This window comes from Bacillus sp. TH30 (assembly GCF_016650875.1).
Taxonomy (GTDB): Bacteria; Bacillota; Bacilli; order Bacillales; family Bacillaceae_G; genus Bacillus_A; species Bacillus_A mycoides.
In genome coordinates this window covers 98,492-114,057 of the sequence record NZ_JAEKEY010000002.1, presented here as the reverse complement: position 1 = coordinate 114,057, position 15,566 = coordinate 98,492, and the positions used below count along the sequence as shown (strand labels likewise).

Below are 15,566 nucleotides of genomic sequence, written 5' to 3'. Positions count from 1 at the left end.
CGTATTGATAAAACAAGCAAAGAGGAGAAAAAGAAATGAAAAAAGTAATGAAAGTGTGTATGGCAGGAGTTGTATCAATTTCTATGTTAGGGGCTTGTTCTTTTGGAAAGAAAGAAGAACCAAGGAATGCCGCTTTATTGATTGGGGAAGAACAATCATTAAAAGAAATAGTAAGTCAACATAAAAGTGAAATTAAGACCAACACTTTATATAAAGTGAAAAAAGCAGAAACTGACGGTAAACAACTATTAATTATGGAACGAAAAACTGCAGAGAAGATGGTTGAGATAGGTGTGTTGAGAGAATCAGATAATGATAATGAAGTATGGAGTTCAGATCCAATAAAGTCATTACCTTCAGCTCCAAAAGGTAAAGCTATATTATTGGCTAGTAAGAAAAATAAAAAAATTAAGGAATTAACAATTAATGAAAAGAAAATAGAAGTCCAGTATGCTAGCGATACTTGGTTTGGTCACTATCGTAATTCAGATTATGAGGAGCTGATTGTAATTGTTGACAATACTACTTTCAATCAAATCCCTGTAAATGAAACATCAATGGAAATCCTTCATTTCAATAAATCGTATGGTGAAGATAGACCATATAACACAGATGATGTTACGGCTGTACAAGCAGAAACTGAATGGAAAAAACTCACTAAAACTATGGGGAGTCAAGTGGATGTATTAGATGCGGTTTCTAGTATAAAAAAATAATGAAAATATATTTAATACAGAAAAACCAGGATGATTTTAAGAATTTATCCTGGTCTTTTTTATTACATTTTTTTAGAAATATCATCTGTCGAAAAAAAGATAAACAATGGAACAAATGAAACTTGTATCATGTCTATATATTGAAACCATATTAAAAGTGAGGGCAGATTTATGTTTATTCAAATAAGTTTGAGGTGTGGAAATGGAACAGAAGTTTATTGAAAAATGTAATCATGATGAGCTTGACTATGTTATAAAAGACTATTGGCAAGATGTATGGAATTATTCATTTATTATTACGAAAGATCCACACTTATCAGATGACATCACACAAGATGTATTTATTAAGGTTTTTAAACATTGGAATTCGTTTCGAAAGGAGTCATCTATTAAAACGTGGATATTAAAAATTACAAGAAATACGGCAATAAACTATTTGAAATCCTCTTATTTTAAAAGGATATCTTTAGTGGGATTTTTTAGTGACGATAAGCAATCTCCATCGGCAGAACAAGAATTTTTTAATCAAGAGGAAATGAATGATGTGTGGGATGTTGTATTAAAACTACCTAAAAAACACCGCGAAATACTAATATTGGACGCGAAATATGAATTATCTTATGAAGAAATGGCTGAAACATTAGGTGTATCAATTGGAACAGTCAAATCTAGATTAAGCCGAGCGAGAAGTAAGGTTTCAAAACTAATAGGGGAGGGTAGAAATGATGAACAGTAAAAAAAACCCTGACTGGTATAGGAAATTAAAAAACGGCCCGATGGAGCATCGTAAAGATGAAGAGGAATTTATTTATAAAATAAAACAATCGATATACCAAAATAGTGAAGTAGATTCTGTAACACACAAGAGACCATTTCGTAAAAAAGTATTGCCTATTGTAGTTGTTTTTGTTTGTACAATGTTATTTTTTATTGTCCAACAACCTTGGCTTGATGATAATAAATCACCGGTACAAAGTAGTACTCAAATTAAGCCGAAAACAAAAGATGAGTCTGCTCAAGATCCATCATTAAAACAATTTATGAATGATTTATATCGAAGTACAAATTCAAAAAATGAAAATGACCTGTATAGAGTGTTAAATGATGAAGTTCTATTTAAAGGGAAGACTTATAAGAAGGATGAATTGAAGTTTGATGAAGATATTTTTCATGAGTTGCAAGTTGCTCTTACAATGGGGGGAGAATTTGTGAATGATACGAAGAAAGTCTACAAAGTGCCAAGTGGATCGACAGAAAGTAATCAATCAAAGCAAGAACATTTTATATATGTAACTGTTACTGGAAATAAAACGAAAATTTTAGCTGAACCAAAACGAGAATCACAAGTTTTATATGAAGTATCTAATGAAATGGTAAAAGCTTGGATCCCGGAAAAAGTGCAAAATGATGGATATATAAAAATATCGACTATTAACGGTAATACTACTGGATATGTACAAAAAAGTATGTTTTAACTGATATTAAATATTCTTTCATGTTCGAAAAGAATGATGAAGGTAAATGGGAAATAACGAATATAGAATCTATATGGTAAAAGAGGAAGGTTCACTTTAATGAACCTTCCTCTTTATCTTTATCCTCCTTTTGAAGTGTATTCCAAGACTTTAAAATTTCTGATGTAACGAGAGCAGCAATGTTTTTTTCCGAATTACTACCAGGAATAACGACAGAAATAGCAATTTTTGGATCTTCGGTAGGAGCATATGCAATGAAAAGAGAATGATTTATCATTCTTTCTTGCTCGTTCGGAGAGCCAGTTATCCCTGTTTTACCCGCGACATCAAAGGGCAAGTTTTTAATCTCCTGTATATTTTGACTCATCCCACCTTGCACGACACTCCAAAATTTCATAGGATAACGATTTGAACTTTCTAAGATTGGTTTAAACTTTTTTGTTTCCTTACCGTCCTGACCAATAATAGCACTTACGATTTGAGGTTTATATTTATCACCTTTACTTGCCAAAGTTGCTGCATATTGAGCGAGTTGAAGAGGAGTATGCACTTCATTTCCTCCCCAAGAGGCATTTAATAAAGCGGAGATTCCATTTTCAAACTTATCAGATGGATGGAATTCATATTGTCCGTCTTCTTCAAAGGGTAAATCAATCCCAGTTTTAGAACGAAGGCCGAATTGCATTAAATAATCTGTCCATATATGTGCCACTTTTTCTATTTTCCCATTATTTCGGTTGAATAAGGGCAGAGCTACTTTTGCTGTCATAAATGTGTTAGATGAATTAATGATAGCCTGCCTCGGTGTAATCTCACCTGTTGGCGTTCCAGGTGCATTCGTAATGTTATTTTGATTATCATACTGAAAACTACCCTTATCTAAATAAGTATCTTCAGGTTGAAAAAGCTTTTCGTTTAATCCAATTAAAATAGTAAGTGGCTTTATAGTAGAGGCCATATTTACATAAGATTCACCATACTTTAATTTTTGAATTGCTTTATTTTGCGAAAGTGATTTAATGTTTTCATTTTTAGATGATACATGTGTATGTAATATATTTGGATTAAAAACTGCCGAGTTGGCCATAGTTAAAATTGCGCCAGTTTTTACATCGGTTACTACAACATAACCAGCATTAGCATCAGGTATTTTCTTAATTTGAGATCTTAATGCTTCCTCTGTTTTTTGCTGCAATTTAGAGTCTAAAGCTAGCCGGACATCTTTTCCTTTTTGTACTTTTTGAATGTTCCATAAGAACTTTTTATTATTCATTTTAAAAATCAGAGTTTTTCCGGGTTTTCCTTTTAAATCATTTTCATATTGAAGCTCAATCCCACTTTTTCCAACAGGTCCGTACTTAGAATTAAGGTCATTTTCTACATACCCAATTAGCTGTGAACCAATTTCGTGTTTAGGATAATATCGAATCAATTCATCTTTGATTATTACATTATTGGGTTTGTTCTTGTTTATGAATGTAAGTTCACTCTCATTTATGTCAGAGTAAAACGGTATATCATTCATAGTCTGCTTTTTACAAGATTGTTGTAATTGTAATTTTATGTCCTCTGCAGAAATGTCATGTTGAAACTCGTTTGAAAATTGATTGAAAAAAGCTAATGTGTTTGATGTATCTTTATTCGATAGCTTTTCATCATTAGAAGTGCAATATAGAGACTTAACTTTCTTATTTGTAGCTAGTATTACACCATTTTGATCAAAAATTTTTCCTCTTTCAGCTGAAGAAGTTGCGATAGTAATTGAAATGAAGTTGATTTTTAATAAAATTAGTAAAATCAAACCTACAATAGAAAGAACCGCAAGTAATCTCCATCTTTTTGTATGTAACATATAACCCTCCCTTATGTAGCCTATTCCATCTTATAGTTAATTTTTTTTTGTAAATGTGGAACAACTTTATTACTTAGGTTGTCTATTAAGTATTACAGCATGAAGAAAGGAACAATCAGTATGAAAAAAGTACATGTTAATAGCAAGTCTATGTGTAAGTTTAATATGAGTCATTATACAGTTTAGCATTTCTAATGCAGGCGACAAAAAAATAGAGAAAAAACAGGAAGGGAGATTTATCAATTACGCGGCTAAACCAAAAGGAATGGATGTTTACAAGGATTTAACAAAAAAGATAAGACACTATTATAACTGAATAGTGGTTTCTAATATATAGGGAACGCTTTTAGTATATTTATTTACTAAGTATTAGTGAGGATTTCCTGAAGAATTATATGGAGGATTTATGAAAGAACAAAAAGTAAAGAAACAGAAGACATATATATCTATTCGATTGAATATAATGTTCCTTTGCATATTTGTACTATTCTCAGCTATTATTATGCAGCTAGGAAAAGTACAAATCGTTGAGGGAGAGGCTTATAAGAACCAAGTGGAAAACAGTCAAAATGAAACAACTAGTATACCAGTTCCACGTGGACAGATTCTAGATCGAGAAGGGAAAACGGTCGTTAATAATAAATCTCTTCGCGCAATTACGTATACAAGGGTGAAGGGGATTACGAGTGAAGATATTTTAAAAACAGCAAAAGACTTGGCGAAGGTACTTGAAATGCCTGAGCAAGATATAAATAAATTAACCGATATCGATAAAAAAGATTTTTGGATGCAATTGAATACGAAACGTGCGGAATCAAAGATTACTAAAAAAGACATAGGAAATTTTAAAGAAAAGGGAATAGAGGGAAAAGAACTAGACAAAAAAATTCAAGACTTAAGACGAAGTCGCGTCACAGAAGTAGAATTGGCAGAATTAACAGCACAAGATTTAAAGGTGTTAGCTATTAAAAGTAAAATGAGTTCAGGTTATCAACTGACACCACAAATTATTAAAAAAGATGTGACAGATCAAGAATATGCGCGGATAAGTGAAAACCTTGCGGAGTTTCCAGGAGTAGATACAACAGTTGATTGGGAACGTAATTATGTAAATGGTAATTTATTTCGTTCCGTGTTAGGTAATATTACAAGTAGTGAAGAAGGATTACCGAAAGAAAACTTAGATTCTTATTTGGTACGTGGATATAACCGTAATGATCGTGTAGGAAAAAGTTATATTGAACAACGATATGAAGATGTATTACACGGCACAAAAGAAGAAGTGAAAAACATTACTGATAAATCAGGAAACATTATAAACACAGAAATAATCTCTAAAGGAAAAAGTGGTAGTAGCTTAACATTAACGATTGATATGGAATTACAAAAGAAAGTGGAAGAAAGTATAGAGAAAAATTTGAGAGCTTTTAAGAGTTCAGAGCCATTGTTGGACCGAGCGTTTGTCGTCATGACAAATCCGAATAACGGACAGATTTTATCTATGGCAGGCAAAAAGATTGTAGAAAAAGAAGGGAAAATAGAGATTGAGGATTTGGCATTAGGTAACATGACAACTTCGTATGAGCTAGGGTCAGCTGTAAAAGGTGCTACTTTATTAACTGGATATGAGACAGGGGCAATACATCCAGGAGATCAATTTTATGATGCACCGATGAAATTTAAAGGTACACAAGCCAAGAAATCGTGGAATGTATCCGGATTTGGTAATATTAATGATTTACGAGCTTTACAAGTATCTTCGAATGTATACATGTTCCAGACAGCTTTAAAAATTGCGGGAGTTAATTACGTACCAAATGGTTCGTTGGATATTAAACAAGAAGCATTTGATACAATGCGCTATTATTTTAAGCAATTTGGTTTAGGCGTCCCAACAGGTATTGATTTACCGAATGAAATAATTGGACAAACGAGAAAAGTAGATAGTCAACCTGGTTTTTTATTAGATTTTTCTATCGGTCAGTATGATACGTATACGCCATTGCAATTGGCACAATATATTTCAACTATTGCAAATGGTGGATATAGAATGCAACCCCAAATTGTACAAGAAATACGAGAGCAATCAATAAAAGAAGAAGAGGTCGGTAAAGTTATACGCTCTATAGAGCCTGTCGTATTAAATCGAGTTGATATGAAGAAAGAACATATTGATCGGATAAAAGAAGGTTTTAGATGGGTATTCCAAGAAGGTGATGGAACTGGCGTGAAGTATTTCAAAAATGCGCCATATAAACCAGCAGGAAAGACAGGGACAGCTCAAACTGTATATGGTGGAGATGATCCAATTGGTAGAAATGCAAAAGGAGAACGTATGGAATGTTACAACTTAACATTAGTTGGATATGCTCCATATGATAATCCAGAAGTAGCATTTTCTGTAGTAGTCCCATGGCTTCATGATGATAAAAATGGAATTAATTCTATAATTGGAAAGGAAATTTTAGATGTATACTTTGATTTAAAAAAGCAACGTATACATGGTGAAGCTGCTAGTACAGATAGTTCGAATCAAAATTAGTAAAATTTGTGCACTTTTCTCAGGGGAAGAGACCCTGTTTATATAAAAGCCTTTATAAGTTAAAGAAAAAGGAAAATTTGAAATAAGAGATAGCGGCTATCATAGTTGCTATCTCTTACTTTTGTTAATATCTTGGCTACTAGTTAAAAAGGTTTTAAATTTATCCCGCTATTTGCCGGGTAGTAAAACTCCCACCTCAAAATTCAGCTGGAGCAAAGAAGTTAGGCGGGAGTCGGGCTGCCCGTAAAAGCCCGATTGGTGAGGGCTAATAATCAGTGGGGAATGAACAAAACCCCCACTGATTAAAGTTTCACTTTATGGAACAAACTTGTTTCTTAGATGGTCTATTATGTGTACGTATAAAAACAGGTGTTCAAATAGGATACAGTGTATTGAATTTACTACTTGTTTTCAGTATTGAAAATTTGAAAGGAATGATGATTTTGAAAAACAAGAGGATGTTAAAAATAGGTTTATGTGTTGGTATATTAGGTTTAAGTCTTACAAGCCTAGAAGCTTTTACAGGAGGGGCATTGCAAGTTGAAGCGAAAGAAAAGACCGGACCAGTTAAACATAAAAATCATGCGACGTATAAAGAATTCTCTCAACTTGAGAAAAAATTTGATGCTCGATTAGGTGTGTATGCTATTGATACTGGTACAAATCGAACAATTGCTTATCGACCTAACGAAAGATTTGCCTTTGCATCAACCTACAAGGCATTAGCGGCAGGAGTATTGCTACAGCAAAACTCAACTGAGAAATTAAATGAAGTTATCACTTATACGGAAGACGACTTGGTGGAATATTCACCCGTTACAGAGAAACATGTAGATACCGGAATGACATTAGGACAAATTGCTGAGGCCGCTGTTCGTTCCAGTGATAATACTGCAGGGAACATTTTATTTAATAAAATAGGCGGACCTAAGGGATATGAAAAAGCGCTTAGACAGATGGGTGATCGGGTTACTATGGCTGATCGCTTTGAGACAGAGTTAAACGAGGCTATTCCAGGAGACATTCGTGACACTAGTACAGCAAAAGCAATTGCTACCAATCTTAAGGCTTTTACGGTCGGAAATGCACTTCCAGCTCATAAACGTAAAATTCTTACAGAGTGGATGAAAGGAAATGCTACAGGAGACAAACTTATTCGTGCAGGCGTACCAACTGACTGGGTAGTTGGAGATAAATCAGGAGCTGGAAGTTATGGGACACGAAATGATATTGCTATCGTTTGGCCGCCGAATAGAGCACCCATTATCATCGCAATTTTATCTAGTAAAGATGAGAAAGAGGCTACCTATGATAATCAACTAATTGCAGAGGCTGCTGAAGTTATAGTTAATGCTCTTAAATGATAATTTCTCAATTCTTTATGTAATGTAATTGAAAATAGGAACCTAGAAAGCGATTCTTTTTACTGTGAAAAGAATCGCTTTTTTGTATTCCTATAATAATAGTAAGTATATAAGCAAAAATTATTATTTCATGGATAATTTATCCTCTAAAGTGCATGAGGGGAGTTTTCTCCTGTGGTGTTCGTAGTAACATGATTATTATATATACGATAATAATATTTTGGCGTATGTATGCTAGTTACTCCTATATGGATATGTAATTTTACATATCCATATAAAAGACACATATGCGTCAATCACTATTAAATTATAGTAAAATCATTTTTGGATGAGGGATTCATATAGGATTTGGGGAATAAAAGGATTTTTAGGTTTAATTATCATAGTATAATTATTTCACTTTATGAAATGAAATTTGGATTTAACTTTTTTAAATATAATATTTTATAATTTGAATAATAAATATCTGAAAAATCAAATTTAATCAAAGCGATTTTCTGGTTTACTTATGAAAAACATAGTGTTTAAAATGAGGGGGAAGTAAGGTCCTTATATTCTATCAAAAATAAATAAAAAACGAGATGTAATTACTTTTTTGAAAAAATCTCTATCCTCAAGTCTATGTGAAGAAATCCTAACGTTAGGTTGTACAACATTTACGATTAAAACTGTAAAAAACAATAGTGAAGAGGTGTACGGAATGAAGAATAAAATTATGACAGGATTTTTAATAACATCAATCGTTACTGGAGCGACTATTCCTATCAATACTCTCGCAATGCCAATCGTTCAGGCAGAAACGAAACAAGAAAATATAGATATTTCCTCAGCATTACGAAAAATAGGTGCACACTCCAAATTAACACAAACCTTTATAGATGGAGCCTTAGCAAGTCCGAATGTGCAACTTGAAGAAGTTCCATCTTTAAATACAACTCAATTTCTAATTAAACAAGATATGAAAGAGTGGTCATCAGAACTATATCCAAAATTAATTCTACTAAATTCAAAAAGTAAAGGATTTGCAACCAAATTTAATAGCTATTATCCAACATTAAAAGGATTTGTAGATAATAAGGAAGATAAAGAAGGGCTTATAGATAGACTGGAAGTTCTTCAAGATATGACTATAACAAACAAAGAAAACGTGCAACGTCAGATTAATGAGTTAACAGATCTTAAACTACAGGTAGATAAGAAACTGAAAAATCTTGATACAGATGTGGTAAAAGCACAGAGTGTACTTAGTTCAGAGGGAACAGGAAAAATAGACAAGTTAAAAAATGAAATGCTAAATACAAAAAAATCAATTCAAAATGATTTAGAGCAAATAGCATTATTACCAGGAGCTTTAAATGAACAAGGGCTAAAGGTATTCCAAGAAATTTATAGCCTATCAAAAGATATCATTGAACCGGCTGCTCAAACAGCGGTAGTAGCGTATAACAAAGGAAAAGAAATAAATAATACTATTGTAGAAGCAGAGAAGAAAGCAGAGCAGGAAGCAACAGAAAAGGGAAAATCAGCTATAGAAATTGAAGCTGCCAAAAAAGAAGCACGTGAAGCGATAGAGAAAAGTAAAAAAGGTGAAATTGCTGCAGCTGCAGTTACAAAAACGAAAGAGTATGATCTTATGAAAGTGATTGATCCTGAAAAAATTAAAAAAACATATAGTACCTTTGCCGAAATTAATAAACTAACAGCAGAGCAAAGAGTATATTTAAATGATTTAGAGAAACAAAATCAGAAATTATATGACTTAACAACTAAATTAACAGTAGCAGATTTACAAAAATCAATGATTCTTTTCATGCAAAATGATTTGCATACATTTGCTAATCAAGTAGATGGAGAAATTGAGCTAATGAAACGTTATAAAGAGGATTTTAATCTAATAAATAATAGTATTACAAAATTATTGACTGAAGTTGATACTAGTAACACTCAGTCTCAAAAAGATACATTAAGACGACTAAAAAATGTAACAAATCAACTCGAAGAACAAGTTTATAAATTTTAATATTAAGAATTTAGGTTTAATAAAAAGATAATAACTCAATTGAAAATAAGGAGGAGAATCAAATAATGAAATTTCCATTTAAGGTCATAACTTTGGCCACTTTAGCAACGGTTATAACTGCTACGAATGGTAGTACTATTCACGCACTTGCACAAGAACAGACAGCACAAGAACAGAAAATAGAAAATTATGCGTTAGGACCTGAAGGGTTAAAGAAAGTGTTGGCTGAAACAGGCTCTCATATTCTTGTAATGGATTTGTACGCAAAAACAATGATTAAGCAACCGAATGTAAATTTATCCAACATTGATTTAGGTTCAGGAGGGGGAGAATTAATCAAAAACATTCACCTGAATCAGGAACTGTCACGAATCAATGCAAATTACTGGCTAGATACAGCGAAGCCAAACATTCAAAAGACAGCACGTAATATTGTAAATTATGATGAACAATTTCAAAATTATTACGACACACTAGTAGATACTGTAAAAAAGAAAGATAAGGCGGGCCTCAAAGAAGGAATAGGGGATTTAATCGGTACAATTCATACAAATTCAAATGAAGTTACGGAAATTATTAAGATGTTAGAAGCTTTCAAAACAAAGTTGTATACAAATACTGTAGATTTTAAAAATAATGTTGGAGGTCCAGATGGACAAGGGGGATTAACGGCTATATTAGCGGGAAAACAAGCACTAGTCCCACAACTTCAGGCCGAAATTGAGAATTTACGTTCTACGCAGAAAGCACATTTTGATAATGTATTAGCCTGGTCAATTGGTGGTGGATTAGGAGCAGCTATTTTAGTTATTGGAACGATTGCAGGAGCGGTAGTAATTGTTGTGACCGGTGGCACAGCGACACCAGCTGTTGTTGGTGGTCTAACAGCTCTAGGGGCAGCTGGTATCGGTTTAGGAACAGCAGCTGGTGTTGAGGCATCTAATCATATGAACTCCTATAATGAAATTTCGAATAAAATTGGAGAATTAAGTATGAAAGCTGATTTAGCTAACCAAGCAGTTATTTCACTTACTAATACAAAAGACACTTTAACATATTTGTATCAAACAGTTGATCAAGCAATTATGTCTCTAACAAGTATTCAGCAACAATGGAATACGATGGGAGCGAATTATAAAGATCTATATGATAATATCGACCAAATGCAAGAACATAAACTTTCTTTAATACCTGATGATTTAAAGGCTGCAAAACAAAGTTGGAATGATATTCATAAGGATGCAGAATTCATTTCAAAAGACATTGCTTTTAAACAAGAAAAAACAAATTGAAAATCAATATATATGTATAGGAGGAATTAAAATGAATAAAAACTTTCCTTATAAACTACTTGCTGTATCGACGTTTTTAACTCTGACAACAACTACTGTAGTTTCTCCAGTGGCAGCCTTCGCAAGTGAAAGTAAAATGGAACAAACTAGTACCGAAGATATATCTCTTTCTGTAAACAGCGAAAAGATGAAAAAAGCTTTGCAAGATGCTGGGGTATTTGCAAAATCCATGAATGATTACTCTTATTTGTTAATTAAAAACCCAGATGTTAACTTTGAAGGAATTGACATTAAAGGATATACAAATCTACCTAGTCAAATTCTACAAGATCAAAAGAATGCAAGAGAGCATGCTACGAAATGGGATTCCCACATAAAAAAACAACTTTTAGATACACTGACGGGGATTGTAGAGTATGATACTAAATTCGACAATTATTATGACGCATTAGTAGAAGCGATTAATGAAGGGGATGCAGAAACATTAAAAGAAGGCATGACAGATTTACAAGGTGAGATTAAACAAAATCAAGCATATACACAGAATTTAATACAAGAACTAGCTAAGTTAAGAGATAGTATTGGAGAAGATGTCCGAGCATTTGCAGGTCATAAAGATATTTTGCATTCGATTCTGAAAAACCAAGCATCTGGAATTGATGAAGATGAAAAGCGCCTAAATGAAGTTTTAGAGCAAGTAAGACATTTTAAACAAGTAGAATCAGATGGAATAATAACTGTATCAATTCCCTCAATTCCTACGTGGATTGCTGGTGGTGTAATGATAGGGGTAGCAAGAAATAATTTAGGTACGTTAGAGCCGTTGTTAGCACAATTACGTCAGACTATAGATTATAAAGTAACATTAAATCGTGTAGTTGGTGTTGCGTATAATAATATTAATGAAATGCACAATGCGATTGGATCGGCTATTAATGCACTTACCTATATGTCTGCACAATGGCATGATTTAGATTCTCAATATTCGGGAGTGCTTAGTCATATTGATAAAGCATCCCAAAAAGCGGATCAAAATAAATTCAAATTCCTAAAACCTAATTTGAATGCAGCGAAAGATAGTTGGAAAACATTGAGAGCGGATGCGTTTACATTAAAAGAAGGGATAAAAACATTAAAAATGGATCCTGTTTCTTCAAAAAAATAGCGGAATACAGTATTTGTTGCAAGGGCATTTATACAGTTATAAAATGATTTTTTGTTCTTTATAAATTGAAAAGACGGAGGTATCATCAGGCCTCTGTCTTTTATTTTATTGAAATATTTTTATAATTCCATCCTATATGTAGAAAGTAGTTATACAAGTTTGAATTTTTAAGGTGAATGATTTTTATGAATTTTTCCGCAAAACCTAATCTATGATTAGTGAGCTTTATATTCTTATTTTCCTAATTGAATACTTTTATACAATTAGATGGAAGTTAACAATACTAAATCAAAACATAATAGGTTATTATTGATGAGTTTATCGCAAAGTTGTTATTTTATGTGTCATCAAATAACATTTATAAACAATTAGAAATAAAGAAAAGGAGATTATTATGAGAAAAAATAGAGTATTAGATACAACATAAATAGCGTAAATGATTTTCGGTGTAAAAACATAATAAATAAAATAATAATCCTTACATGCACTAAGGAAAAATGAGGGAGATAATATGGGGAATAATTCAAAATATAAAACTAGAAAAATACTTGCAGCTACTGCTACAGTAACTATGCTTGCGACTGGAATGATTTCTTCACCGGATGTCTTTGCAGAGGAAATGCAGCAGCAAAAAAAATTATCAACATCACTGCAAGAAGAAAAGTCAGTTAAATTAGAAAATAGAACATATACAGCCCCAGGAAAAGGGGATGTTGAGGTACTAAAACAACAGGAAAGAAAAAGTATGGCATTTAGTCCATATGAACCCACTGGTTTATATGCAAAGCCAAATGAACAAATAACGATTAATGTAGAAGGAAATCAAAATATTCAAGCATACATTGGAACGTATTCGTATGATGCTTCTTGGAGAGAAGATTCTAAAATAAAATCATTTACATTAAAACCTGGTATAAACACAATCCAATCTCCAAATGGGGGGATGGTTTATTTTTATAATAAACAACAAGGTGGTACCATTCGAACAACAGTCACAACAGGTGGAACGACTACTCCTTTTTTTGAACTAGGAAAGCATACGAAACAAGATTTAATAAACATGCTGGACCAATATCCCAATGCACATGCAGTGGAGTTAAAAGGAGAACGTGTATTAATTACGGCCAGCCCTGCACGTGTTAAGAAATATTTGTTAGGTTCTAATACAGATCCTGTACAACTCTTAAAAAAGATGGATGAAGCTACTCGAATTCAAGACAAAGTAGCTGGTTTATCCGAGGAACAAGTAGATAAACATTATATTCATTACGTAGAAGAAAATCATTCTCCCGATTATTATATGTATGCAACTTCTTATCGAACCGCATATGTAGGAGATGCAATCCAATACGTGTTAGATATTAATAAATTTATAAAAGATGGCTGGGGTCCTTGGCATGAGGCAGGGCATTTGAGACAGCAATCACCTTGGAAGTTTTATAATATGACAGAAGTACAAAATAATATTTACAGCCTTTCTGTAGAAAAAGCATTTACATCTAATCAATCTTTTAGATTGCAACAGGAGGGCGCTTATACTAAGGCATTTCAATACTTAGAACAACCTAATAAAAATTATGACGAAGTTAGTGATGTTTTTGTTAAGCTTGTTATGCTTTGGCAACTACAGTTAGCATATGGAGAGGACTTCTATCCTAAATTGCATCAATTGTATAGAGACATGTCTTCAAGTGAACTTCCACAAACTGATGAAAATAAAAAACAATTATTTATGATTTCGGCATCAAAAGTAGCCAAACAAAATTTGATACCTTTCTTTGAGAAGTGGGGATTGCGTCCAAATAACGATACCATTCAAAAAGTGGCTGCATTAGGATATCCAATTTTAACAGCAGAGATTTGGAAGGGTACGGATTCTAATCCAATTAAACCAGATGTGCCTAATGAAAATAATATTTTAGAAGGAAGCCAATTTGCATGGTCACTAAAAGGGATTAGTGATTTCGAATTTGCTAAAATCAATTTCAATAAGTCGACAGAAGAAATGCAAATTGACTTAAAAGCAGGCATACCACATCATTATTTTAATGAAACGTATGCGAGTATTAAAGTACAAAATGCATCAGGAAAAGTAGTATACAATAAAGACATTTATGGAAACAAGCAACAAAATGCTGAATCGCAAAAAGTTCCAGTTAAAGTAGGAGATTATATTGAGTTAACACATCTAGAAGGTGTGTATAGAGCTACTTTCACAAATGTAGATAATAGTAAACAAGAAAGCTTTGGAAAAAAAGCAATGTACGAAGTTACAAAAGAAGGTCTGAAGAAAGTAGAAAAAATGCCAGAAACAACGGTTTTAGACGGAAATCAATTTGGTTGGTCTTTAAAAGGATATAGTGATAGAGAAATTGCAAAAGTAAATTATAATAGGGTAACAGAGAAAATGCAGGTGAATTTAGAAGCAGGCGTACCACATTCTTATTTTAATAATACGTATGCAAGTATCAAAGTACAGAATTCATCCGGTAGTGTTGTGTACAATAAGGAAATAGTGGGAAATAGACAGCAAACTGCTGAAAGACAAACTGTGCCAGTCAAAGTGGGAGATTATATCGAGTTTACCCATCTAGAAGGGGAAGCAGTAAAGGAAAAGACACGGGCTACACTTATTAACCTTGAGAATAGTAAACAGGAATATATAGGTAAGAAAAGAACCTATCAAGTTACTTCAACGGGTTTACACAAAATAGATTAACATGAAGAACATTCAAATTATTAGTAAGATGCTAAATAGTCGTTCATTATGAACGGCTATTTGGCCTTTATTTATATAAAAGTGAAATATAATCCAATGTTTAATGATTTATTAGAAGTAAAAAGGTAGGTATTATATTATATAAAAGAAAATGAATAATTTATGCAGAGCTTGTACATGGTATTATTATTTAACTATTCTAAAATCAATCGATAAAAACGCTGGAATGTTTTTTAGAAAGCAACTGACTCCATAGGTGGAATTTGGAAGATTAATTCTATTTTGGAGTTTATTTTTATAAGGAAATTCACATACGTGGATTAGTATTAAGATTCAAAATGTAAAATATCTAAAGACCTAAGTACAAGCACACATTTTAAATAAAAAAAGTGAGAAGAATGAATAACATTCTTCTCACTTT

9 protein-coding genes and 2 pseudogenes are annotated in these 15,566 nt (G+C 32.6%); 9 read left to right on the top strand and 2 right to left on the bottom strand.

The features are described 5' to 3' along the window. Positions 1-35 precede the first annotated feature (35 nt). The 3 genes and pseudogenes from JFU20_RS02905 to JFU20_RS02895 all read left to right on the top strand — a co-directional run bounded on the left by JFU20_RS02905 (position 36) and on the right by JFU20_RS02895 (position 2,271). Entirely contained in the window at positions 36-716 is a 681-nt protein-coding gene (locus JFU20_RS02905) for a lipoprotein BA_5634 family protein (RefSeq protein ID WP_201038317.1), read from the top strand. A gap of 202 nt (positions 717-918) precedes the next feature. After that, positions 919-1,452 (top strand): RNA polymerase sigma factor, encoded by a 534-nt coding sequence (locus tag JFU20_RS02900; protein ID WP_033716138.1) that lies wholly within the window; start codon positions 919-921, stop codon positions 1,450-1,452. Next, positions 1,442-2,271 (top strand): annotated as a pseudogene (locus tag JFU20_RS02895) (SH3 domain-containing protein). Before JFU20_RS02900 ends, JFU20_RS02895 begins: the two are co-directional and overlap by 11 nt. 11 nt (positions 2,272-2,282) lie before the next feature. On the opposite strand, the gene JFU20_RS02890 reads toward JFU20_RS02895, so the two are convergent. After that, positions 2,283-4,043, bottom strand: a complete 1,761-nt coding sequence (locus JFU20_RS02890; protein WP_002016759.1) for a peptidoglycan D,D-transpeptidase FtsI family protein — start codon at positions 4,041-4,043, stop codon at positions 2,283-2,285. Between the two features lie 406 nt (positions 4,044-4,449). Here JFU20_RS02890 and JFU20_RS02885 point away from each other — a divergent pair, with 406 nt between their 5' ends. Next, complete coding sequence (locus JFU20_RS02885; protein ID WP_201038316.1) at positions 4,450-6,585, top strand: peptidoglycan D,D-transpeptidase FtsI family protein; 2,136 nt, start codon at positions 4,450-4,452, stop codon at positions 6,583-6,585. Positions 6,586-7,022: 437 nt separating this feature from the next. Next, positions 7,023-7,949, top strand: a complete 927-nt coding sequence (gene bla, locus JFU20_RS02880) for a class A beta-lactamase Bla1 (protein WP_374222322.1) — start codon at positions 7,023-7,025, stop codon at positions 7,947-7,949. Positions 7,950-7,956: 7 nt separating this feature from the next. Here the strand turns inward: bla and JFU20_RS30080 are convergent. Then, positions 7,957-8,046, bottom strand: a pseudogene (locus JFU20_RS30080) (undecaprenyl-diphosphatase); the annotation flags it as partial. 603 nt (positions 8,047-8,649) lie between these two features. On the opposite strand from JFU20_RS30080, the gene hblC reads away from it, so the two are divergent. From hblC to JFU20_RS02860, 4 genes are all read left to right on the top strand, one after another. Further along, positions 8,650-9,969, top strand: a complete 1,320-nt coding sequence (gene hblC, locus JFU20_RS02875) for a hemolysin BL lytic component L2 (RefSeq protein ID WP_201038315.1) — start codon at positions 8,650-8,652, stop codon at positions 9,967-9,969. Positions 9,970-10,031: 62 nt separating this feature from the next. Beyond that, a complete protein-coding gene (gene hblD / locus JFU20_RS02870; RefSeq protein WP_157381583.1) occupies positions 10,032-11,261 on the top strand; it encodes a hemolysin BL lytic component L1 in 1,230 nt (409 codons plus the stop codon). Between the two features lie 31 nt (positions 11,262-11,292). Beyond that, positions 11,293-12,426, top strand: a complete 1,134-nt coding sequence (hblA, locus tag JFU20_RS02865) for a hemolysin BL binding component B (protein WP_201038314.1) — start codon at positions 11,293-11,295, stop codon at positions 12,424-12,426. Positions 12,427-12,937: 511 nt separating this feature from the next. Further along, positions 12,938-15,145, top strand: a complete 2,208-nt coding sequence (locus tag JFU20_RS02860) for a M60 family metallopeptidase (protein WP_201038313.1) — start codon at positions 12,938-12,940, stop codon at positions 15,143-15,145. Positions 15,146-15,566 lie beyond the last annotated feature (421 nt).

Coding starts and splice junctions, on each gene's coding strand:
- JFU20_RS02905 (WP_201038317.1), top strand. CDS start 36: ATGAAAAAAGTAATGAAAGTGTGTATGGCAGGAGTTGTATCAATTTCT.
- JFU20_RS02900 (WP_033716138.1), top strand. CDS start 919: ATGGAACAGAAGTTTATTGAAAAATGTAATCATGATGAGCTTGACTAT.
- JFU20_RS02890 (WP_002016759.1), bottom strand. CDS start 4,043: ATGTTACATACAAAAAGATGGAGATTACTTGCGGTTCTTTCTATTGTA.
- JFU20_RS02885 (WP_201038316.1), top strand. CDS start 4,450: ATGAAAGAACAAAAAGTAAAGAAACAGAAGACATATATATCTATTCGA.
- bla (WP_374222322.1), top strand. CDS start 7,023: ATGATTTTGAAAAACAAGAGGATGTTAAAAATAGGTTTATGTGTTGGT.
- hblC (WP_201038315.1), top strand. CDS start 8,650: ATGAAGAATAAAATTATGACAGGATTTTTAATAACATCAATCGTTACT.
- hblA (WP_201038314.1), top strand. CDS start 11,293: ATGAATAAAAACTTTCCTTATAAACTACTTGCTGTATCGACGTTTTTA.
- JFU20_RS02860 (WP_201038313.1), top strand. CDS start 12,938: ATGGGGAATAATTCAAAATATAAAACTAGAAAAATACTTGCAGCTACT.